Source organism: Streptomyces sp. NPDC093111 (genome assembly GCF_040683955.1).
Lineage (GTDB): Bacteria > Actinomycetota > Actinomycetes > Streptomycetales > Streptomycetaceae > Streptomyces.
The window spans coordinates 338,016-359,422 of record NZ_JBFBNW010000007.1; the positions used below are offsets into that span (position 1 = coordinate 338,016).

Sequence of the window (21,407 nt, forward strand, 5' to 3'; positions counted from 1 at the left end):
GCTGTCCCACATGCTCAGGGCGTTGATGTACATCCTGCCGCTGGCGCTGACGATCTATGCGTTCATCGACTGCCTCAACACCCCCGAGGAAGAGACCAAGCACCTGCCCAAGGTGGTCTGGGTCATCATCATCCTGCTCTTCTGGATCGTCGGCCCGATCGTCTGGTTCGCCGCCGGCAAGCAGCGCCGGGCCTCGGCCCGCGGCGGCGCGGCCGGCTCCGGCTGGGTCGCCCCCGACGACAACCCCGAGTTCCTGAAGTCGCTCCGCGAGGACTCCGCCCCCGCCGAGCAGCCGGCGGACGACGCGTCCCACCTCAAGGACTGGGAGGCCGACCTGCGCCGCCGCGAGGAGGAGCTGAAGCGCCGCGAACGGGGCGAGGAGACCGAGGGCTGATGGAGCTGCGACTGCTGGTCACCTTCGAGAAGGTGACCAGCGTCCTGCCGGATGCTCCCCCGCTCACTGCTCGGCTGTCAGTGCCCAGCGGACGGTGGACGGCGCGGTGATCTGTACGGCCGCTTCGTCGCGGGGTTCCTTGAGGTGGATCTCGTTGTAGGTGCTGCTGACCTCTCCGTCGACGCACGTCAGGGGGAAGTCGAGGCCCACTGGCACGAGCGAGACCGTGAGGGTGCCTTCACCCAGGCAATTGACCTGGATACCCACCCGCCCCTGAGTCACCTTCTTCCCCAGCGGCAGAGTGGCGTTGCCCGTACGCGACGAGACGCTGAGCAGCGCGGTCCCGTTGACGGCCTTGGGCGCCCTGGTGACACTCTCACCCTCGACGTGCTCGGCCCTGGTGCTGCTCGGCGTGCTGGTCGGCCGCGTCGCGGACGTGGTGGGCGTCTGCCGGCCGGCGCCGGTGTCGGTGCACGCGCCGGCACCCATCAGAGCGACGGTGCAGGCGAGGAACGCGGCTCCCGTGCGGATCGGATTCCTGCGCGTCATTCGCTTCAGTTCTCCCACAGATACCAGCCAACCTTCATCGGGGTGTAGCTGATAATCGTCTTCTTCGGGGTGCTCGTGCAGTTGCTGTAGACGGTATAACTCGTTCCGGTGTTCTTGAGCCGGTAGACGCCGTACTTGGCGTTGGTGGTCTTCTTCGGCGGAGTGTCGACGGAGACGGAGTTGCCCAGCTTCGCGGTGAGCTTGGCCGACAGGTTGACCTCGTACTTGCCCTCGATCTTGGCAATCATCACTTCGATACTGGGCGAGAGACCGGCGGTGATCGAAACACCGACTTCGCCGGTGACCTCCGAGGTGAAGGTCGAGCGCACCGTCCGGGACGTGCCGTTGTAGTTCGAGTTCACGGCTCCGACGAGGACGTGATAGGTGGTGCCCTTGCTCGTGGGGTTGTAGATGCGCTGGGTGGGGCCGCAGTACTCACCGTTCGTGGTGTCCGTGGGCGGCTTGCCCGTCACTGCCGGCTCGGGCTCCGGGTCGCCGGGCGCCTGCAGATCGGTCTCCTCCGGCTCCGGAGGCGGGGCGGTGTTGACCGCGTCGTCGGCGGGTGCGGTGCCCACCGGCGCCGGCTCCTCCGTGACGGCAGCCGCCGCGCCCTGCGCGGCGAACGCGGTCGCCGGAGCTGCCACGGCCGTCGCGGCAGCAAGGGCGAACGCGACCAGAAGCGGGCCGCGCTTTATATCGAGTCCCATTTCCTATTCCCCTCCCCCAGGCCGACCCTGACAGGCCGACCGGCTGGGCACAACCTTAGACACCTTCGGCCCGCACGAAAGAAGCCTCGGATAGTTCTGAGGTAGACCTGAGGGTTCCGGAGCAAGGAATGGGACATTCCCGCAGCCATACCCCCATAGCTACTTGACATATATATGGATGCGGGAATTCCGTGGAATGAACCGCTCGGCCGGGAAATAGCGCATCGCATCGACCGATCCGGCGTGACACCGGCGCCCTGCCGGGGAAGGCTCCTCGCATGGATCTGGAACTGGCACGCCGCTGGCTGGCCCCCGCGCTCGACGAGGCGCGGGCCGGGCTCAAGGAAGGTGGGGTGCCGATCGGGGCCGCGCTCTTTGGGGCCGACGGGGTGGTGCTGGGGCGGGGGCGGAATCGGCGGGTGCAGGACGGGGACCCGGCCATGCACGCCGAGACCGCCGCCTTCCGGGCGGCGGGGCGGCAGCGGTCGTATCGGGGGACGACGATGGTGACGACGCTGTCGCCTTGCTGGTACTGCTCCGGGCTGGTGCGGCAGTTCGGGATCTCGCGGGTGGTGGTCGGGGAGGCGCGGAGCTTTCCCGGCGGGCATGAGTGGCTGGCCGATCACGGGGTCGAGATCGTCCTGCTCGACGATCCCGCGTGTACCGCGCTGATGCGGGACTTCATCGAGGGAAACCCGGAGCTGTGGAACGAGGACATCGGTGAAGGGTGAGGTCGGGGGCGGGGACGGGGTGGAGGACCGTGGGGGTGCGGAGGGCCGCCCGGCCCCGGTGCCGGGTGCTGCCGGCCGCTGATCGAGCGGCGGGCCGGGGATCCGGGGAAAACCGGGTCGTAAAGTCTGCTCATTTCCCAACACCCGCTCGATATCCTGGACTTGAGGATGTGACGGGGCACGTCTGGTGGGATGCGGGGGTGGCGGGTGGACAGAGTCCTCTACGGTCGCGAGGCGGTGTTCCACGACTCGGGACTCGCGGCGCGGCTCATCGGGCTCCGCGGCCAGGATTTCGCGCGGGTCGCGTTCGAGCACGGCGAGGATCCGCCCGTGGTCGTCTTCACGGGCGGGCGCGGCATGGGCAAGTCCGCGCTGCTCAAACAGCTCCGCAACACCTACAAGGGGGCCACCCCGCTCGCGCTGATCGACTGCGAGCGGATCGAGCCGCCCGCCGACCACGGACCGGGCTGGACCGAGCTCACGGGCGCGCTGGCCGAGCTCGCCGTCCAGCTGTCGCCGCGGGTGACCGGGGCGAAGTCCGTGCAGTTCCCGAGGCTCTCGCTCGGCCTGGTCGCGGTCGCCTCCATCAGCTGGACCCAGCAGGACGAGGAACGGGCCCAGCGCGACCTCCAGCGGCTCGGCCCGGTCCTGTCGACCGTCGACGCCACCAAGGGCGCCGCCACCAACTGGGTCACCAAGGTCCTCACCAAGCTGGCCGCCACCTTCGCCGACGCCGCCGTCCCGCTGGCCGGGCTGCTCGCCGAGGCCACCGTGGAGACGGTCATGGAGGAGGTCTTCGGTCGCTTCCACCAGAAGTCCGAGAGCTGGTACGGGAGTTACCGCAACGCCGGCGGGCGCGGCAAGGCCGGGCTCCAGCAGCTCGCCATCGACTTCGAGGCGGGCGGCCGGCGCCGCCAGGAGGCCGAGGACTTCCTCGTCGGCGCGCTCGTCGAGGACCTGGGGCAGGCGTACAAGGGCCTGACCCGGGTCGGCACCCGGCGCGGCCGGCCCGTCCTGCTCCTGGACAACGCCCACGGCGAGCTCGGCCGACGGCTCGTCGAGCCGGTCCTGCGGGGCCGCCACGACGGCCGCCGCGACAAGGTGGTCGTCTTCGCGACCTCCCGGGTCGGCCGGCACGACGGCATGCGGCACGCCCGCCGCCTGCGGTTGCCCGAGACCACCCACCGGGCGCCCTGCGAGCGCGGCGGCGACGTCACCTCCGGCATCCTCGCCGTCGAGCTGACCCCGCTGTCCGCCGCCCAGACCCAGGCCGCCTTCGACCGGCTCGACCCCTCCGGACTGACCCCGGCCGAACTGGCCCGGGGCGTGCACCGGCTGACCGGCGGGCGCCCGCTGGGCGTGACGCTGCTCGGGCAGGCCGCCGCCGAGACGCCACGCTCCGAACGGCCCGGGCTCACCCCCGGCGCCCTCCTCGACCGCGACGTGGAACTCCGCGAGGACGCCCACCCGGTGCCCGTCGCCCCGGCCCTGCTCGCCGCGCTCCTGCCGCAGCCGCGCCTGGAGCCGTTCACCGTGCTGGCCGCCGCCCACGACGAGGTGTCGGCCCGGCTGCTCGCCCGCACCCGGCTGCACACCGAGTCCCGCGACGGCGACATGGCGCTGCGGGTTCGCGACCAGCTGCGCGCCGAGGACTGGCCGGAGGGCCCCGAGCACTTCGTCGGCGACCCGCTGCTGCGCGCCCTGCTGCTGCACCGGCTGCGGTTCGCCGACGGCGACCACCCGCGCCACGACGCCTGGCGGGCGGTCCACGAGACCCTGCACCGGCACTACGGCGGGGACGATCCGAACACGGCCCGTCCGTACCGGCTCCATCACGAGCTCGCCCTGGGCCGGGCCGAGGACGCGGTCGCCCATCTGCGGAGCACCTTCCACCAGCTCGACGTGGTGGGCTGGCTGGGCCGGCTGCGGTTCATCGCCTCCGCCCCGTACCCGCGGGTCGCCGGCCGCACCGGCCCCGACCCGCGCCGTGACGCCGCGCTCGGCCGGCAGGTGCCGGACCGGCTGCCCGCCGGGCTCGACGCCGAGGCGACCGAACTCCACCTGTCCGTACGGCGTCTGCTGCACGCCGTATGGCTGCTCACCGATCCGCTCGCCCTGCCCGACGACGACGTCACCGAGAAGCTGGCGCACGAGCTGCGCCAGCTGTCCGGGCGTCATCTGACCGGCAACAGCCCGTTGTGGGACGCGGCCACCCACTGGCCGAGGGACATTCACGCCTGGCGGCGCCTGTCACTGCCGCCGGGCCGCGAGGACGGAGTCTGAGGCCATGGCCAACCGGCTGCGCAACCGTTACCTCTACACCGCGAGACAGAAGCTGTTCGCCGGACTGATCGCCCTGGTCGTCCTCGGTGTGCCGCTGTTCTACGGGATCCGGGCCTGGGTCACTCCGGAGGACCGTTCCTGCGCGGCGGGCGTGGAGCGCCCCCAGGGCTCCACCGAGTGCGTCGGCGTCAACGGCGACGGCTACGCCTTCGGCGTCCCCGGCCTGGCCGAGGTCGCCGGGCTCATCCAGCGCGAGAACGCCACCCTGAAGCCCGACACGTACGCCACCGTCGCCGTCTTCCTCCCGCTGACCTCGCCCGACCCCGGCATGCGGGTCAAGGTCCTGCACGAGCTCCAGGGCGCCTACGCCCGCCAGTACCGGGCCAACCACGAGTCCAACAGCGAGACCCCGAAGATCCGCCTGGTGCTCGCCAACACCGGCAAGGGCAACGCCCACTGGGAGAGCGTCGTCGAGCAGCTGAAGGGCATGACCGACGGTCCGGCCCGGCTGCGCGCGGTCACCGGCGTCGCCACCTCGTCCACCGAGATACGCCTGGCGGTGGCGGCCCTGACCGGCGCGGGCATCGCCGTCGTCGGCACCACCATCACCGCCGACGACATCGCCGACGGACCCGGCCACGACAAGTACCCCGGGCTCGCCCGGGTCTCCCCCACCAACAGCGACGAGGCGAAGGCCCTCGCCCACTTCGGCAAGGTGAACGCGGCCAAGGCCATCCTCGTCCAGGACACCCGCAACGGCGACCACTACACCGACACCCTGAAGGCGGCGTTCTCGGCCTCCCTCAAGGGCGCGCCCTACGAGCCGCAGCTGTTCACCTCGCCGCCGGACCCGACCGAGGAGGGCACCACCGCCAACACCTTCCGGCAGATCACCCACCTCATCTGCGACACCCGCGCCGAGACGGTCTTCTTCGCCGGCCGCCACACCCAGCTGCGCCAGTTCATCAACGCGCTGGGCGCCCGCGGCTGCATCGACCGCCCGTTCACCATCCTCACCGGCGACGAGGGCTCGTACCTGGGCAACGACGCCCAGCTGAACCGGGCCGCCCTCAAGGCGCGGCTGACCGTCCGCTACGCCTCGCTCGCCCACCCCGACGCCTGGCGCCCCGCCCCCGGGCGGCCGGTCCCGGCGACGGGCGGCTCGACCATCGCGTACGACACCTTCGTCGGCGACATCGCGCGCGCCTCCAAGAAGCCGGTGCCGCTCGCCGACGGGCAGGCGATCGTCGCGTACGACGCGATGGCGACGGCCGTCCACGCGATCCGGCAGGCCACCCCGGACAAGGCCGCGTACCCGGAGCTCGCGGACGTCCCGGTGCAGTGGCCGCAGGTGAAGGGCTCCCTGCGGGTGCAGGGCGCGAGCGGCTGGATCTGCCTGGACAACTACGGCAACCCGTACAACAAGGCCGTCCCGATCGTCGAGCTCGCCCAGGACGGCACCCAGCGCTTCGTCGCGATCGCCTGGCCGGAGGGCAGGCCCCCGGCGGAGAGCTGCCTGCCGCCCGGCAAGGGGTGACACCCCGGGCGGGCCGGGCGTGTCCTACGGCTCCCAGCGGGGCCAGGGCGCGTCGTCCCGCCCGTACAGCTCGCGGAGCGCGCTCCAGCGCTCGGGGGTCCAGTCGCGCCAGTCCGTGGGGTGGCCGGCCAGGGCGCGGGCGAGTCGTTCCAGGTGCTCGTGCCAGCCGGCCAGCATGTCCAGCTTCACGCCGCGCGTCCCGCGGAACTCGGCGGTGAAACGCAGCACGGTCGACCCGCCGCCGTCCGGTCCGGGTTCCAGGTGGAACCGGATCCGGCCGTGCGGCGGGCCGACCGTGTACTCGGCCACGTTGTCGGGGTCCCAGGCGGTCACCCGGCCCGAGACGACCGTGTCGCCGTTCAGCCAACGCAGCGTGACGTTCCCGTCGAGCCGCGGCTCCAGGGGGTCGGCCGCGCAGAGCCACTGCGGCAGGCCCTCGGGGCTGGCGACGGCCGCCCACACCAGGGGCATCGGGTGCGGGAGTCCGGCCGTGAACCGCAGCAGGTGCGTGTCGCCGTCGTGGGTCTCGCTCCTGCCCCGGGGAATCTCGCTCATACCTCCAGCGTGACCCCGGGGCCCGTCGCCCGCTAGCGCGGAGCGGCCCGGAGCCGGCTCAGACGCCCGCGTAGGAGTGCTTGCTGCTCACGAAGATGTTGACGCCGTAGTAGTTGAAGAGGAAGCAGCCGAAGGCGATGAGCGCGATGTACGCGGCCTTGCGGCCCTTCCAGCCGGCCGTCGCCCGGGCGTGCAGGTAGGCGGCGTAGCCGACCCAGGTGATGAAGGCCCAGACCTCCTTGGCGTCCCAGCCCCAGTAGCGGCCCCACGCGTCGCCGGCCCAGATCGCGCCCGCGATGATCGTGAAGGTCCACAGCGGGAAGGTCGCCGCGTTGACCCGGTACGCGAACTTGTCCAGGGTCGCCGCCGAGGGCAGCCGCTCCATCACCGAGGTGGTGAGGGCGCTGGGCTTCCCGCCGCCCGCCAGCTTGTTCTCGTACGAGTCGCGCAGCAGGTACGCGACGGTGCCGACGGCGCCGAGGAAGAGCACCGAGCCGCAGATGATCGCGGTCGAGACGTGGATCCACATCCAGTACGAGTGCAGCGCGGGGACGAGCTGGTCGCTGGAGGTGTAGAGCACGGTCGTGGCGACACCGAGGTCCAGCAGGACGACCGTCACCAGCGGCAGGCCGATCCAGCGGACGTTCTTCTTCGCCAGGAGGAAGCCGAGGAACGCGCCGACCGCCACCGTGGAGAAGGTGGTGGAGAACTCGTACATGTTGCCCCAGGGGGCGCGCTGCACGGCGAGGGCGCGGACGACGACGCTGGTCGCCTGGATCGCGAAGGCGAGGACGGTCAGCGAGATCGCCATCCGGCCGTAGAGGTCGCCCTTGGCGGTGCCGCCGGCCGCGCCGGGGCCGTCGGGGACGTCCCGGGAGCCGGCCGCCGAGCGGACGACGACCTTCGGGCGGTCGAGGACGGCGGTGCCGCCCGCCGCCGAGGTGACGGTGACCGACGGGGCCTTGTCGGCCGCCTCGGGGCCGGTCAGCGCGGCGGCCGTGCGGGCGACCTTGCTGCGGCTGCCGAGCACCCACTCGGCGATGTAGAGCAGGAAGGCCAGGGTGTAGACGGCCATCGAGGAGTAGATGAGCGTGTTGCTCATCTGCGCCATGCTCTCGTTGGTCGTGGCGGCGAGGGTCGTGGCGGCGAGATTCACTTCTCAGCCCCTTCGGCAGGTTCTTCCGCGGATTCGGCGGGTTCTTCGGAGGGTGGTTCCGGCGCGGTCGGCGCCTGGGTGTTGAGCGTGACCGCGAGTCCGGCCAGCTCCTCGGGCAGCTTGGCGGACTCGCTCCGGCCGAGGCCCGCCATCTCGACGACGGTGACGCCGTCCTCGCCCCGCACGGCCCGGACCCAGACCCGGCGGCGCTGGATGAACAGCGAGCCGCTGAGTCCGGCGATCGCGGCGACCGCCCCGGCGAGGGCGAGGCCGTTGCCGGGCTGCTGGGTGACGGAGAAGCTGGCCCACTCCTTGATGTCCTTCTCGAAGGTGATCGAGCCCGCTCCGTCGGGCAGCGTCATGGTCTCGCCGGGCAGCAGCCGGTTCGCGCTGCCCGTGCCTCCCTGGACCTTGAACTGCTTCATCTTGGAGGTGTCCAGCTGGTACACGTTCTGCGGCAGACCGGAGTTCACGCGCAGGTCGCCGTGGTAGCCGGTGACGGCCATCACGGGGAAGTCGAGCGCCGGGAACTGGGAGAACATCTGGCCCTTGCCGGCGCCGGCGAAGGTGGGCACGAAGAAGGCGTTGAAGCCGAGCTGTTCCTTCTTGCCGTTCTTGTCGCGGTAGCCGTCCATCACCTTGATCGCGCCGGTGGAGGTGATGTTGTTGTCGAAGGGCAGCAGCGGGACGGCGCCGTGGTAGACGACCTTGCCGCGGCCGTCCTTGACGGTGACGACGGGCGCGTACCCGTGGGCGATCAGGAAGACCTTGGCGTCGCCGACCTTCAGCGGCTCGTTGACGCGGATGACCGCCTTCTTCTCCGGCTTGCCGACCTCGGAGTAGCGCACGGCCGCCTCGAAGGTGCGCGGGGTGCCGCGCTGCGGGCCGCTCTTCTCGTAGGTGCCGGTGAAGCTGTCCAGGGTGAAGCCGAACGGCTCCAGTTCGTCGGTGCCGAACTGCGAGCCGGACTTGAAGTCGTCGTACTGCGTGAGCGTGTTGGAGAAGCCGTCGCCCTCCACGATCAGCTTGCCGCCCTCGGACTTGAACATCACGCCCCAGGCGAAGGCCACCAGCATCACGATGAGCGCGACGTGGAACATGAGGTTGCCGGCCTCGCGCAGGTAGCCCTTCTCGGCGGCGACCGCGTCGCCCACCTGGTGGGCGCGGTAGCGGCGGCCCTTGAGCATCGCGAGCGCGGCCTCGCGGACCTGCTCGGGCTCGGCCTCGGTGCGCCAGGTCGTGTACGCGGGCAGGCGGGTGAGCCGCTTGGGGGCGCCCGGCGGGCGGCTGCGGAGCTGGCCGACGAACTGCCAGGTGCGGGGCACGATGCAGCCGATGAGGGAGACGAACAGCAGGATGTAGATCGCGGAGAACCACACCGAGCTGTAGACGTCGAAGAGCTGGAGCTTCTCGTAGACCGGCGTGAGCGTCTCGTGGGCTTCCTTGAAGGTGCGCACCTTCACCTCGTCCGCGCTGGTCTGCGGGATGAGGGAGCCCGGGATCGAGCCGAGCGAGAGCATGAAGAGGAGGATCAGGGCGACCCGCATGGAGGTCAGCTGGCGCCAGAACCAGCGGACCCAGCCGAACGGGCCGAGGGTGGGCCCGCCGAGGACGGACTCCTCCCGGGGGGCGGTGGACAGCTGGGCCCCGGCGTCGCCGAGGGGCTCCTGCTGTTCCGTCGTTTCGGTCTTGCTCATGTCGAAAACCCTCAGATCCCCACCGTGAAACCGCTGGACCAGCTCTGCATGTCGGCCACCATGCTGTCCCACACTCCTGTGAGGAGCAGCAGACCGGTGACGATCATCATCGCGCCGCCGACCCGCATCACCCAGGTGTAGTGCTTCTTCACCCAGCCGAACGCGCCGAGCGCCTTGCGGAAGGCGATGGCGGTGAGGATGAAGGGGAGCCCGAGGCCGAGACAGTACGCGACGGTCAGCAGCGCCCCGCGGCCGGCGCTGGCCTCGTTCGCGGCGAGCGCGGTGACGGAGGCGAGGGTCGGGCCGATGCAGGGCGTCCAGCCGATGCCGAAGAGCGCGCCGAGCAGCGGCGCGCCGACGAGGCCGGTGACGGGCCTCTTGTGGAAGCGGAACTCGCGCTGGGTGAACCAGGGCATGAGGCCGACGAAGAAGACGCCCATGAGGATCATGAGCACGCCGAGGACGGTGGTGAGCGTCCCGCGGTACTCCTGGAGGGTCGAGCCGAAGTAGCCGAACAGCGCGCCGCCGGAGACGAACACGACGGTGAAGCCGAGCACGAACAGGGCCGCCCCGCCGGCCATCCGGCCGCGCCGCGCCTCGGCGAGGTCGGTGCCGGTGACCCCGGTGACGTAGCTCAGGTAACCGGGGACGAGCGGCAGCACGCACGGCGAGAAGAAGGAGACCAGACCGCCGAGGACGGCGATGGGCAGGGCCAGCAGAAGGGCTCCGCTGAAGACCGTCTCGTTCACGTCGTGCCTCTCACTTCTCCGCGATCAGGGGTTCGATCATGGAGCGGAGCTTGGTCTCGTCGAGCGCCATCAGCGAACGCGCGGCGACCTTGCCGTTCTTGTCCAGGACGACGGTGGAGGGGATGGCCTGCGGGTTGAGCGTGCCCTTGGGGAAGCCGCTCACGATGAGCTTGCCGGCCGGGTCGTAGAGGCTGGGGTAGGGCACCCCGTAGTCCGCCTCGAAGGCGAGGGCGGGCTGCTTGTTGGGGTCGCGGGTGTTGATGCCGACGAACTCCACGCCCTTGGCCTTGAGGTCCTTGGCGACCTTGGCGAAGTGCGGTGCCTCGGCCCGGCAGGGAGGGCACCAGGAGCCCCAGACGTTGAGGACGACGACCTTGCCCTTGAGGTCGGCGACGTCGAGCCGCTTGCCTTCGAGCGTGTCGCCCGAGAGCGTGGCGACGGGCTTGCGCTCGCCCTTGGCGACGGTGGAGATACCGCCCGTGTTGGTCACGAAGTTGGTGTCGCCACCGCCGCCGGACTTGCCGTTCGTGTCCGAGCTGCAGGCCGAGAGAGCAAGGGCGATCGTCACGGTTCCGACCGCGAGCAGGGTGCGTCGCGAGGTACGGCTAAGACTCATGTGAAAAGTTTCGCATGGGCGTTTCGCGGATCTTGGGCACCCCCCTACGTGCCCCAGATGCCCCTTGTCAAGATCGCTTAAGCCGGCCTGAGGAACGTGTTCCAGCCGCCGGCCGGGGCCTGGCCGACCTCCAGGGTACGCAGCTTGGCGAGGATCTTCGGGTCCTGGACGTCCAGCCAGTCGCAGAACTGGCGGAAGGAGACGAGCCGGACGTCCTTTTTGCCGGCCATGCCCTTGAGCGCGGCCTCGACGGCGTCCATGTAGATGCCGCCGTTCCACTGCTCGAAGTGGTTGCCGATGTAGAAGGGGGCGCGGTTGGACTCGTACGCCCGGTTGAAACCGGCCAGGTAGGCCTCGGTGGCCTGCTTGCGCCAGCCCGGGTAGCGGGAGGGCATGCCCTTGGTCGAGTTCTTCGACTGGTTGGCGAGCATGTTGTAGTCCATCGAGAGGACCTCGAAGGAGTGCCCGGGGAACGGCACGGCCTGGAGCGGCAGGTCCCACAGGCCGCCGCGCTTGACCGGCCACATCTGACGGCCGCCCGGGGAGCTGGCGTCGTAGCGCCAGCCGAGCCGCTTGGCGGTGGGCAGCAGGTTGTCCTGGCCCAGCAGGCAGGGGGTGCGGCCGCCGACGAGCTCCTTGGTGTAGTCGAAGGGCAGCGGTTCGAGGTCGGTCCAGCCGCTGTTCGTCTTCCACTTGGTGACGAAGCCGATCGCCTGGTCGATCTCGCTCTGCCACTGGGCGGGGGTCCAGTTGGCGACCGAGCCGGAGCCGCCGCAGAAGTGCCCGTTGAAGTGGGTGCCGATCTCGTGGCCCTCCAGCCAGGCCTGGCGGACGTACTTCAGGGTCTGCTTGACGTGGTCGTCGGTGAGGTAGCCGATGTCGGAGGCGCCGACGCGGTTGTTCGGCGGGCGGTAGAGCTGGGCCTTCGACTCGGGCAGGAGGTAGAGCCCGGAGAGGAAGAAGGTCATGGCCGCGTCGTGGCTCTTGGCCAGTTCGAGGAAGCGCGGGAAGAGGCCGTTGCCGACCTCGCCGGCGCCGTCCCAGGAGAAGATCACGAACTGCGGCGGGGTCTGGCCGGGTTCGAGCGGGACGGGGGCGTCGGGCTGGTTCGGCTGCTTTCCGGTGTCGGAGGTCGAACCGTCGCCGATGAGCCGGCCGTCGTCCCGGGTGGGCGTCGCGGGGGCGCCGGTCGCGTCACCACCCTTGCCCGGCCCGGAACGCCCCGACTTGTCCTGATTGCCACCACCGCATCCGGCGATCCCGAGCACCGCCGCGGCACCGACCCCGGCCCCCAGAAGTCCCCTTCGACTGATCCCGCGCATGACATCCCCATTCGCGCTGACGTATGACCTGAAGTCATTTCAAACCGACAAACAGTGAGATGTCCTGAGGAACACGGAGGTTCCGGAAAAACGAACAAATATTTTAGGGCGGCCCGTGTGACTGATCACCACGGGCCGCCCCGAACAATAGAGCGGAAGAGCTACGCGCCGAAGGCCTTGGCCTTACCCTTCACAGGCTTCGCACCGGCGCGCAGGTGGACCGGCACCAGATCGAGGGCCGGCTCGCTGTAGCCGACCGACACGATCCGGTCGCCCCGGTACGTGAACGAGGTCAGCGAGGCCAGCGTGCACTGCCGCCGCCGCGGGTCGTGCCACAGCCGGCGCTTCTCCACGAAACTGCGCACGATCCAGATCGGCAGCTGGTGGCTCACGCACACCGCCTCGTGCCCGCGCGCCGCGTCCTTCGCCGCGTCGAGCGCGCCCATCATCCGGACGACCTGCTCCACGTACGGCTCGCCCCAGGACGGCTGGAACGGGTTGGTGAGGTGCTTCCAGTTGCCCGGCTTGCGCAGGGCCCCGTCGCCGACGCCGAAGGTCTTGCCCTCGAACACGTTCGCCGCCTCGATCAGGCGCCCGTCCGTGGCCAGGTCCAGACCGTGGGTCTTGGCGATCGGCGTGGCCGTCTCCTGCGCCCGCTCCAGCGGGGAGGCCACGACATGCGTGATGTCCCGGCCGGCCAGGTGCTCGGCGACCCGGTCGGCCATCTGCCGGCCCAGCTCGGACAGGTGGTAGCCCGCGCGGCGCCCGTACAGGACCCCGTCCGGGTTGTGGACCTCGCCGTGCCGCATCAGGTGCACGACGGTGATGTCGGTGTCGCTCGGGTCGCTCGGGTCGCTCGGGCCGCTCACGTCGCTCGCGTTGCCCTCGGGGCGTACGTCGCTCATGCCGTGGCCTCCGCGGCGGCGCGGGCGGCGGCCGGCAGCGCGGCGGCGATCCGCTCGACGGCGCGCTCGTCGTGGGCGGCCGACACGAACCAGGACTCGAACGCCGACGGCGGCAGGTAGACCCCGTCCGCGAGCATCGAGTGGAAGAAGGCGTTGAAGCGGAACGCCTCCTGACGCTTCGCGTCCTCGTAGTCGCGCACCTCGGAGGAGGTGAAGAAGACCGAGAACATGTTGGACGCCGTCTGCAGCCGGTGCGCCACGCCCTCCTTGGTGAGCGCGTCGGTCACCAGACCCTGGATCTCCGCGGAGACCGCGTCGACCTTCTCGTACGCGGCGGCGTCCAGCAGCTTCAGCTGCGCGAGGCCGGCGGCGGTGGCGATCGGGTTACCGGACAGGGTGCCCGCCTGGTAGACCGGGCCGGCCGGGGCGAGGTGGCCCATCACGTCGGCACGGCCGCCGAAGGCCGCCGCCGGGAAGCCGCCGCCCATGACCTTGCCGAAGGTCATCAGGTCGGGCTTCACCCCGTCGACGCCGTACCAGCCGGCCCGCGAGGTGCGGAAACCGGTCATGACCTCGTCGGAGATGAACAGCGCGCCGTTCTTCGCGCAGGCGTCCTTCAGACCCTGGTTGAAGCCCGGCAGCGGCGGAACGACGCCCATGTTGCCCGGCGACGCCTCGGTGATCACACAGGCGATCTCGCCCGGGAAGCGGTGGAACGCCTCCTGCACCGCGGCCAGGTCGTTGTACGGCAGCACGATGGTGTCCCCGGCCTGCGCGCCCGTCACGCCGGGCGTGTCCGGCAGGCCGAAGGTGGCGACACCGGAGCCGGCCGCGGCGAGCAGCGCGTCCACGTGCCCGTGGTAGCAGCCGGCGAACTTCACGACCTTGGCGCGGCCGGTGAAGCCGCGGGCCAGCCGGATCGCCGACATCGTGGCCTCGGTGCCGCTGGAGACCAGCCGGACCTGCTCGACCGGCTCGACCCGCGCGACGATCTCCTCCGCGAGCGCGACCTCGCCCTCGCCCGGCGTACCGAACGAGGTACCGCGGACCACCGCCGCCTGCACGGCCGCGGTCACCTCCGGGTGCGCGTGACCGAGGATCATCGGACCCCACGAGCACACGAGGTCGACGTACTCACGCCCGTCGGCGTCGGTGAGATACGGACCGGTACCGGACACCATGAACCGGGGCGTACCGCCCACGGCACGGAAGGCGCGCACCGGTGAGTTCACGCCGCCGGGCGTCACAAGGGACGCGCGGTCGAAAAGCGTCTGTGAGACTGGGGCTTCGTATGAATACGGCACTGGGATCCTGACCTGCGAGTACGGAGGGATGGAGTGAGCACCCTCTGAATTACGCCGGGGCGTCTGTCCTCCGCGTCTGCGAAACTGGGGCGTCATAGGGATGGCTCACGGAATCCATGGTGTCAGAGGCCACGGCGTTCTTGCGGACAGGTGTTTCACCGTACGAACGTGGGGGAGGTCATTGTCACGATGATCGGGTCACGCCGCGGAGACGCGCGGCCCGGAACAGCAGTCGGGTGGAGATATGCATCGCGGTGGCGGACCGGGCGAGGGGACCGACGACCTGGGTCCCGACCCTGTCCGGCGGGGGAGGCACCGGCGCCGGAGGGCCGAGGAGCCCAGGGCCAACGCCCCGCGGACGGGAGAGCCGGCGGGACCGGGCGAGCCGGGGGCGGACAAGCCGAAGGCCGAGGAGTCGCGGGGAGGACGCTTGGGGGTGACGTACAAGTACTTCGGCGCGCCCGACGGAGCGACGGCGGCCCGGGTGCCCATCTCGATGCGCCCTGAGGAGCTCGGCGGTGACGAGCTCGGCATGGGCGGCATGTTCACCAAGATCAAGCCGGAGACCATAGCCGCGATGGTGCTCACCGGCATCCAGGGCATGCCCCTGTACAAGGTGCCCCCGCTGGAACTGGTGGTGCTGCACCCCGACTACGCCGTGGTGAAGCTGCCCATGACCGTCGTCGACCCGCTGCGCGGCATCGGCGAGGAGTCGGTCGGCGCCGCCGCCTTCATCTGGTCCACGGTCCCCGACCGCGGCGGCCCCCGGGACGCCTTCAACGTCTACCAGCTGCTCCACGAGTGGCAGGACTTCTCGGTCCGTCTGCACGAGGCGGGCCACCAGCCGTACTGCCTGGTGTGGCCCTAGGCCGGGTCCCGGGGTCCCTCGTCCCGGCGTACGAGTCCGGCGGCTTCGTCGGCGGCCCTCGCGCGCTCGGCGGCCAGTTCCCGGGCCGACGCGAGCCGGTAGGGCACGTCGATGACGACGACGTTCTTCATGAACAGCAGGCGTGTCTTCAGCCGTAGCGCGCTCTGGTTGTGCAGCGGCTGCTCCCACCAGCGGCCGACCACGTACTCGGGGATGACCACGGAGAGCACCGAGTCGGGGGAACGCTCGGGCGCGTCGCGGATGTGCCGCAGCAGCGGCTGCACGATCGACCGGTAGGGCGAGTTCAGCACCCGTAGTGGTACGTCGATGCCGTGGGCCTCCCAGGAGGCGCGCAGCGCCTCCGCCTGGGCGACGTCCTCGGCGACGGTGACCGCGGTCAGCGAGGCGGGCTTCAGGGTCTTCGCGTACGACAGGGCGCGCAGGCTCGGCGCGGTGACCGAGGACACGAGGACCAGGACGTGGTTCGCGGCGAGGGGCTGCGGGTGGGCGTCGGGGGCGACGGCCACCTCCGCGGCGACGGCGTCGTAGTGCCGGCGCACCCCCTTCATCCCGGCGAAGAGCACCGGCATGGCGATGACGACGATCCAGGCGCCGTGCGTGAACTTGGTGATGAGGACGATGACGAGGACGACCGCCGTCAGACAGGCGCCGAACGCGTTGATCGCCAGCCGGCGCAGGATGTGCGGGCGCTCGGCGGCACCGGCCGGCGTGGCGAGTTCTCGCCGCCAGTGCTTGACCATGCCCGCCTGGGACAGCGTGAAGGAGACGAAGACGCCCAGGATGTAGAGCTGGATGAGCCGGGTGAGGTTGGCGTCGAAGGCGACGATCAGGGCGATGGCGGCCAGCGCGAGGAGGAGGACGCCGTTGGAGTGGACGAGCCGGTCGCCGCGGTGGACGAGCTGTCGGGGCGCGAAGCGGTCGCGGCCCAGGACGGAGGCGAGCATCGGGAAGCCGTTGAAGGCGGTGTTGGCCGCCAGGACGAGGACGCCCGCGGTGACGGCCTGGAGGGCGTAGAAGAGGACGTGCCAGTCGCCGAAGGTGGCGCGGCCGATCTGGGCGAGCGCGGTCGAGGTCGGGGTGCCGGGCGGCAGCCCCAGCTGGGTGGGGTCCTCGGCGACGTGCACCTGGTAGACCATGGCGAGCACCGTGATCCCGAAGAACATGGTCACGGAAAGACCGCCCATCACCGCGAGGGTCATGGCCGCGTTGCGGCTCTTGGGCTTCGCGAAGGCCGGCACGCCGTTGCTGATCGCCTCGACGCCGGTCAGCGCCGTGCAGCCGGAGGCGAAGGCCCGCAGCCCGAGCAGCACGAGCGCGATGCCCGAGTAGGTGGAGACCGCCTCGACGGGCAGGTCCGCCGACTCGGCGCGGATCGTCGTGCCGGTCGCCATCCGGGCCGCCGCGACCGCGAACATCAGGTAGATCACGGTGACGAACGCGTAGGTGGGCAGCGCGAACCAGCGGCCCGACTCGCGCACCCCGCGCAGGTTCAGCCAGGCGATCACGGCCACGAACCCCACCGACATGAGCGTCGCGTGCCCGTCGAGCGCGGGCGCCGCGGAGGTGATGGCGGCGACCCCGGAGACGACGGAGACGGCGACGGTCATCACGTAGTCGATGAGCAGCGCGCCGGCCGCGGTGAGCGCCGCCGTGGTGCCCAGGTTCTCCGAGGCGACGATGTACGCCCCGCCGCCGCCCGGGTAGGCGTAGCAGGTCTGCCGGTAGGAGGCGACGACCACGAGCAGCAGGACGACGATGCCGACCGCCGCGTACCAGGCCAGATGGAGCACGGCGAGGCCGCCGAGGGCGAGGATCAGCAGGATCTCCTCGGTCGCGTACGCCACCGAGGAGAGCGGGTCGCTGCAGAAGATCGGCAGGGCCAGCCGCTTCGGCAGCAGCGTCTCGCCGAGCCGCGCGCTGTCCAACGGACGTCCTACCAGCAGGCGTTTCGCCACGCTTCCAGCTCTCATAAGTGCTGAAGTTAGGACGAATCGGATGTAATACATGGAAGCCGCGCCCGCCCACGGCCCGGACGAGGGCCTGGGCGCACCGGCCCGACAGCGCGGGCGAGCCGGCCCGAGAGCCCGCCTGAGAGTCAGTACGAGTCCGCACGAGAGCCCGCACCGAGGGTCGCGTACGAGAGTCAGCACGACAGTCCGCACGACAGTCCGCACGACAGTCCGCACGAGGCCCTTCCGAAGGGCCCGCACGAGGAAGGACCCGACACCGTGAGCACGACGCGCACCGCCCCCCGCGTGACCGGCGACCCCCTGCAGATCGGCGAGGTCGCGGCCCGCACGGAACTGCCCCTGCGCACCATCCGCCAGTACGAGGACAGCGGCCTCGTCGTCCCGTCCGCGGCCTCCGAGGGCGGCTTCCCGCTCTACACGGACGCCGACGTGGCCCGGCTGATGGTGATCCGCCGCATGAAGCCGCTCGGCTTCACCCTCGACGAGACCCGCGACCTGCTCACCGCCGTCGACCGCCTCGCCGCCGACACCCCGGACACCCCGGACGAACTCGACCCGCCCACCCGGGCCGCCCTCGTCGCCCGCGTCCGCGGCTACGAACGCGCCGCGAGCGCCCGCGTCGCGGAACTCCACGCCCAGCTGACCAGGGCGGAGGAGTTCGCGGCGTCGCTGCGGGCGCGGCTGCCGTAGGGGGGCGGGAGCGCTCGGGCCGTCGCCCGGCGCGCGGCTACGCCTCCCGGCCCTCCAAGGCCGCCGCCAGGTCCTGGAAGAAGCGGGCGCACGCGGCGGGGCTCGGCGGGGTCTCCGGGTTCCAGGGGGCGAGCCGGGCCCCCGGCGGGACCGCGTGCGGCGGCACCGCGTTGGCCCGGCTGTCGAACAGCACCAGGTCCGGCGCGAGCCCCACCGCGTGCTCCCAGTCGGTCGTCAGCCAGTTCGCGCCGGGCCCCGGCCCCGGGTCCACGAACCGCACCCCCAGCTCGGCGAGGCGCGCCAGCTCGGGCCAGGCGTGCGGGCGCGCCAGATGCACCTGCTCGGGCCCGGCCCCCGACAGCGCCAGCACCCCCACGTCCGCACGCCCGGCCGCCGCCCGCAAGGCCGCCTCCGCGTCGCCCACCCGCCCCGAGGACCCGGCCGCCGCGCCCAGCTCGGCCGCCAGCTCCCCGAACCGGTCCACGATCGCCGGCAGCGTCAGCTCGCCACCCACCGACAGCGCCGCCAACGGCACCGCCAGCTCCTCCGCGAGCGCCTCGTCCACGGCGTACGGGCTCTTCCCGTCGTACGTCACGTCCACGACCAGGTCCACGCCGCCCAGCGCCCGCAGCCGCGCCGCGTCCAGCGCCCGCCCCGGCCCCAGGTACGGCACGCCCGCCGCCGCCAGACCGCCCGCCTTGACCGGATCGAGCAGCTCGCCGTCGTGCCCGGAGCCGTACACCGCGACCGGCCGCACGCCCAGGTCCAGCAGGGCCGCCCCGGCCCGTACGTACGCCACCACCCGCTCCGGCCTGCGCCCCGCCGCCAGGGCCGTACCCCGGTCGTCGGTGAAACCCCACCCGCCCGTACCCGTCGCGTCAGCCATAGGACCGCTCCCTCCCCGGCCGGAAACCTCCGTCCCCGCCACCTTGAAGCGGTTCCACGGCGCGCACAAGAGGGCCTCCGCTCCGGCGCGCGCCGCGGGACTTTGGTCCCGGACCCCCCTGCCGAAAGACCCCCAGGGTGGTGTTAACTGAACGGGTCGGGAGGAAGCAGTAGGAATCGACAGCACCGTACGCGCGTGCGCCCCTGCCCTGGGCACGCCACCGTGCGGTCCCCCGCCCTGGAGTCAGCCATGACCTTGCCCGGCCAGTTCTCGGACCCCCGCGTGATCACCCTCTTCGGCCTCCTCGCCCTGTCCGCCGCCGTCTGGGTCGCCCTGGGCCTGCGGGCCCGCGCCCGCCGCGACCGGGCGAGGACCCCGCTGGAGCGGATCTGGCACCCGCAGGAGACGGTAGCCCTCACCCCGGCCGAGGAGCAGGTCTTCGGCCAGGTCGTCTCCCGCCTCTCGCTGAGCTCGGCGGGGCGGCTCCGCTGAGCCCTCACCCGCGCCGGGACACCCGGGGCATCGTGGACCCCGCCGAACTCCTCACCCGCGTCCACTTCCGCCGCCACTCCCCCGCACCCGCGCTCCGCCCGTACCTGGAGCACTACTGGCTGATCGACTGGGACCTGACGGAGCCGTACGCGTCCCACGTCGTCCCGCACCCGTCGGTGAACGTGGTGTTCGAGCACTCCGGGAACACGGGGAGCGCTGGTATCGCCGGGGGAGGCGGAGGGGGCGGAGGGGCCGGTGGCTCGGCCGTCCTGTCCGGCATCGGCCTCGGCCTGTTCACGAAGCGCCTGACCGGCACCGGCCGGGTCTGCGGCGTGCAGTTCCGGCCCGGCGGCTTCCGCCCGTTCGCCGCCACGTGGCCGGTCTCGCACTGGACGGGCCGGATCACCCCGCTCACGGAAGCCTTCCCGGCCACCGGCCCCGCCGAGGTCTCGGGCGTCCTGTCCCCCGCCGAGGACACGGCCCGCGTGGCCGCGCTGGACGCGTTCCTGCTGGCCCACGGCCCCGACCCGGACCCGCTCGCCGACGAGGCCATGGCACTGGTCGACCTGGTCCGCACGGACCGCGCGATGCGCCGCGTCTCGGTCCTCGCCCACGAGGCCGGACTCTCGCCGCGCTCGCTCCAGCGCCTGTTCGCCACGTACGTCGGCGTCGGCCCGAAGTGGGTCATCCTCCGCTACCGCATCCACGAGGCCCTGGAACGCGCCAGGTCCGCCCCGGCGGCCGGCACCCCGGACTGGTCCCGGCTCGCCGCCGAACTCGGCTACAGCGACCAGGCCCATCTCGTACGGGACTTCACGGCCACCGTGGGAGTGCCGCCGACCGCGTACGCCCGGGCACTGTCAGCGGCGTGACCTAGGGTGCGCGCATGGACGAGGAGAGCGGGAACGGCGCGCACGACACGGTACGGCTCGAACCCTGGTCGGCGGAGGACTTCTGGCTCCTCCGGGCCATGAACGCGCCGGAGCTGATGGAGCATCTGGGCGGCCCGGAGACCGAACAGCAGCTCGCGGCCCGCCAGCTGCGCTACGAGCGGCTGAGCGTGGACGCCGACCGCGCGGGGTGCATGTTCCGGATCGTGCTGCTGCCGGAGGAGAAGGCGGCGGGCTCGATCGGGTTCTGGGAGCACGTGGAGGACACCGGCACGCCGGACACCCCGGACACTCCGGGCACCCCGAGCACTTCCGTGTACGAGACGGGCTGGACCGTGCTCCCCGGATTCCAGGGCCGGGGCGTGGCGACGGCGGCGACGCTCGCGGTGGTGGAACGGGCCCGGGCGGAGGGCCGATTCCGCCACCTGCACGCCTACCCGTCCACGGAGAACGCGCCGTCGAACGCGGTGTGCCGCAAGGCGGGCTTCACGCTGCTCACGGAGCGGGAGTTCGAGTACCCGCCGGGCCGGCGGATGCGCTGCAACGACTGGCGTCTCGAACTCACTCCCCCCGCTCCCACTACCCCAGGTCTCACTACCCCAGGTCTCACTACCCCAGGTCTCACTACCCCAGGTCTCACTACCCCAGGCTCTTGAGCATCCGGGTGAAATGGAAGGCGACGATGTCGAATCGTTCCCGCAGGTAGAAGCGATGGGCTCCGGTGCGGTGGGTGCCGGAGTCCAGGTTCAGCTCGAAGCAGTCGGCCGCGCGGGCGTGCCCTTCGAGGTGCTCGACGAGCGCGTGCCCGACGCCGCTCGACCGGCTGACGGCCTTGGTCACCAGGTCGTCCACGTACAGCTTCTTCACGGAGCTGGTGTTGTGGACGATCCGCCATCCGGCGACCCCGACACACGCGCCGTCGTCGGCGTACGCGGCGCTGAACCGCAGCCCCTGCGGGTACCCCCGCTCGTACACGTCGTGGAACAGCTCCGGCGTCAGGTGCGGGCGCAGCTCGCTCAGCACGGGCAGGAGCTCGGACTCCAGGCGCGGATCGCCGGGCTCGACATCGATGATCTTCATGGCGG

General features: G+C 71.4%; 22 protein-coding genes. 9 read left to right on the top strand and 13 right to left on the bottom strand.

Annotated elements, in window-relative coordinates; all coding sequences use genetic code 11:
• Nucleotides 1-10 precede the first annotated feature (10 nt).
• Nucleotides 11-394 carry a PLD nuclease N-terminal domain-containing protein gene (locus tag AB0Q96_RS14815; RefSeq protein WP_365325301.1) on the top strand — a complete coding sequence of 128 codons (384 nt, stop codon included), beginning with the start codon at nt 11-13 and terminating at the stop codon, nt 392-394.
• A 63-nt stretch (nt 395-457) separates the two neighbouring features.
• On the opposite strand, the gene AB0Q96_RS14820 is transcribed toward AB0Q96_RS14815, so the two are convergent.
• Nucleotides 458-961, bottom strand: a complete 504-nt coding sequence (locus AB0Q96_RS14820; RefSeq protein WP_365325302.1) for a hypothetical protein — start codon at nt 959-961, stop codon at nt 458-460.
• Complete coding sequence (locus tag AB0Q96_RS14825) at nt 949-1,650, bottom strand: hypothetical protein (protein WP_365325304.1); 702 nt, start codon at nt 1,648-1,650, stop codon at nt 949-951. Before AB0Q96_RS14825 ends, AB0Q96_RS14820 begins: the two co-directional genes overlap by 13 nt.
• Before the next feature lie 278 nt (nt 1,651-1,928).
• On the opposite strand from AB0Q96_RS14825, the gene AB0Q96_RS14830 reads away from it, so the two are divergent.
• The 3 genes from AB0Q96_RS14830 to AB0Q96_RS14840 all read left to right on the top strand — a co-directional run bounded on the left by AB0Q96_RS14830 (nt 1,929) and on the right by AB0Q96_RS14840 (nt 6,201).
• Nucleotides 1,929-2,381, top strand: a complete 453-nt coding sequence (locus AB0Q96_RS14830; RefSeq protein ID WP_365325306.1) for a nucleoside deaminase — start codon at nt 1,929-1,931, stop codon at nt 2,379-2,381.
• Between the two features lie 237 nt (nt 2,382-2,618).
• Nucleotides 2,619-4,664 carry a hypothetical protein gene (locus AB0Q96_RS14835; protein ID WP_365325308.1) on the top strand — a complete coding sequence of 682 codons (2,046 nt, stop codon included), beginning with the start codon at nt 2,619-2,621 and terminating at the stop codon, nt 4,662-4,664.
• Between the two features lie 4 nt (nt 4,665-4,668).
• Entirely contained in the window at nt 4,669-6,201 is a 1,533-nt protein-coding gene (locus AB0Q96_RS14840; protein ID WP_365325310.1) for a hypothetical protein, read from the top strand.
• 24 nt (nt 6,202-6,225) lie between these two features.
• Here AB0Q96_RS14840 and AB0Q96_RS14845 read toward each other — a convergent pair whose 3' ends face one another.
• The 8 genes from AB0Q96_RS14845 to hemL form a co-directional block, all read right to left on the bottom strand.
• A complete protein-coding gene (locus tag AB0Q96_RS14845; protein WP_365325312.1) occupies nt 6,226-6,756 on the bottom strand; it encodes an SRPBCC domain-containing protein in 531 nt (176 codons plus the stop codon).
• Between the two features lie 58 nt (nt 6,757-6,814).
• Entirely contained in the window at nt 6,815-7,867 is a 1,053-nt protein-coding gene (ccsB, locus tag AB0Q96_RS14850; RefSeq protein WP_365325434.1) for a c-type cytochrome biogenesis protein CcsB, read from the bottom strand.
• A 41-nt stretch (nt 7,868-7,908) separates the two neighbouring features.
• The gene (locus AB0Q96_RS14855; protein ID WP_365325314.1) at nt 7,909-9,609 is read right to left on the bottom strand and encodes a cytochrome c biogenesis protein ResB; all 1,701 of its coding nucleotides are present in this window, start codon (nt 9,607-9,609) and stop codon (nt 7,909-7,911) included.
• A gap of 11 nt (nt 9,610-9,620) precedes the next feature.
• Nucleotides 9,621-10,358, bottom strand: coding sequence for a cytochrome c biogenesis protein CcdA (locus AB0Q96_RS14860; protein WP_365325316.1), 738 nt, complete (start codon nt 10,356-10,358; stop codon nt 9,621-9,623).
• A 10-nt stretch (nt 10,359-10,368) separates the two neighbouring features.
• Complete coding sequence (locus AB0Q96_RS14865; protein ID WP_365325318.1) at nt 10,369-10,974, bottom strand: TlpA disulfide reductase family protein; 606 nt, start codon at nt 10,972-10,974, stop codon at nt 10,369-10,371.
• A 77-nt stretch (nt 10,975-11,051) separates the two neighbouring features.
• Nucleotides 11,052-12,296 (bottom strand): hypothetical protein, encoded by a 1,245-nt coding sequence (locus tag AB0Q96_RS14870; RefSeq protein WP_365325320.1) that lies wholly within the window; start codon nt 12,294-12,296, stop codon nt 11,052-11,054.
• 161 nt (nt 12,297-12,457) lie between these two features.
• On the bottom strand, nt 12,458-13,105 hold the full coding sequence (locus tag AB0Q96_RS14875; protein WP_365325436.1) for a histidine phosphatase family protein: 648 nt from the start codon (nt 13,103-13,105) through the stop codon (nt 12,458-12,460).
• Between the two features lie 92 nt (nt 13,106-13,197).
• Complete coding sequence (gene hemL, locus AB0Q96_RS14880) at nt 13,198-14,505, bottom strand: glutamate-1-semialdehyde 2,1-aminomutase (protein WP_365325322.1); 1,308 nt, start codon at nt 14,503-14,505, stop codon at nt 13,198-13,200.
• Between the two features lie 244 nt (nt 14,506-14,749).
• Here hemL and AB0Q96_RS14885 point away from each other — a divergent pair, with 244 nt between their 5' ends.
• Nucleotides 14,750-15,373 carry a hypothetical protein gene (locus AB0Q96_RS14885; RefSeq protein ID WP_365325324.1) on the top strand — a complete coding sequence of 208 codons (624 nt, stop codon included), beginning with the start codon at nt 14,750-14,752 and terminating at the stop codon, nt 15,371-15,373.
• Here AB0Q96_RS14885 and AB0Q96_RS14890 read toward each other — a convergent pair.
• Nucleotides 15,370-17,364, bottom strand: a complete 1,995-nt coding sequence (locus AB0Q96_RS14890; RefSeq protein ID WP_365325325.1) for an APC family permease — start codon at nt 17,362-17,364, stop codon at nt 15,370-15,372. The two genes, AB0Q96_RS14885 and AB0Q96_RS14890, sit on opposite strands and share 4 nt — an antisense overlap.
• 285 nt (nt 17,365-17,649) lie before the next feature.
• Here AB0Q96_RS14890 and AB0Q96_RS14895 point away from each other — a divergent pair, with 285 nt between their 5' ends.
• Nucleotides 17,650-18,054, top strand: coding sequence for a MerR family transcriptional regulator (locus tag AB0Q96_RS14895; RefSeq protein WP_365325438.1), 405 nt, complete (start codon nt 17,650-17,652; stop codon nt 18,052-18,054).
• Nucleotides 18,055-18,091: 37 nt separating this feature from the next.
• Here AB0Q96_RS14895 and AB0Q96_RS14900 read toward each other — a convergent pair whose 3' ends face one another.
• Nucleotides 18,092-18,940, bottom strand: a complete 849-nt coding sequence (locus AB0Q96_RS14900; RefSeq protein ID WP_365325327.1) for an ABC transporter substrate-binding protein — start codon at nt 18,938-18,940, stop codon at nt 18,092-18,094.
• A 249-nt stretch (nt 18,941-19,189) separates the two neighbouring features.
• Here AB0Q96_RS14900 and AB0Q96_RS14905 point away from each other — a divergent pair, with 249 nt between their 5' ends.
• Genes AB0Q96_RS14905 through AB0Q96_RS14915 form a run of 3 tightly spaced genes read left to right on the top strand, consistent with a single transcriptional unit; the run spans nt 19,190 to nt 20,978 of the window.
• Nucleotides 19,190-19,432 carry a hypothetical protein gene (locus AB0Q96_RS14905; RefSeq protein ID WP_365325329.1) on the top strand — a complete coding sequence of 81 codons (243 nt, stop codon included), beginning with the start codon at nt 19,190-19,192 and terminating at the stop codon, nt 19,430-19,432.
• On the top strand, nt 19,429-20,304 hold the full coding sequence (locus AB0Q96_RS14910) for a helix-turn-helix domain-containing protein (protein WP_365325440.1): 876 nt from the start codon (nt 19,429-19,431) through the stop codon (nt 20,302-20,304). The genes AB0Q96_RS14905 and AB0Q96_RS14910 overlap by 4 nt, the downstream gene beginning before the upstream one ends.
• A 14-nt stretch (nt 20,305-20,318) precedes the next feature.
• On the top strand, nt 20,319-20,978 hold the full coding sequence (locus AB0Q96_RS14915) for a GNAT family N-acetyltransferase (RefSeq protein ID WP_365325331.1): 660 nt from the start codon (nt 20,319-20,321) through the stop codon (nt 20,976-20,978).
• On the opposite strand, the gene AB0Q96_RS14920 is transcribed toward AB0Q96_RS14915, so the two are convergent.
• Nucleotides 20,962-21,402: a GNAT family N-acetyltransferase gene (locus tag AB0Q96_RS14920; protein ID WP_365325333.1), complete on the bottom strand. Its 441-nt coding sequence runs from the start codon at nt 21,400-21,402 to the stop codon at nt 20,962-20,964. The genes AB0Q96_RS14915 and AB0Q96_RS14920 overlap by 17 nt on opposite strands.
• Nucleotides 21,403-21,407 lie beyond the last annotated feature (5 nt).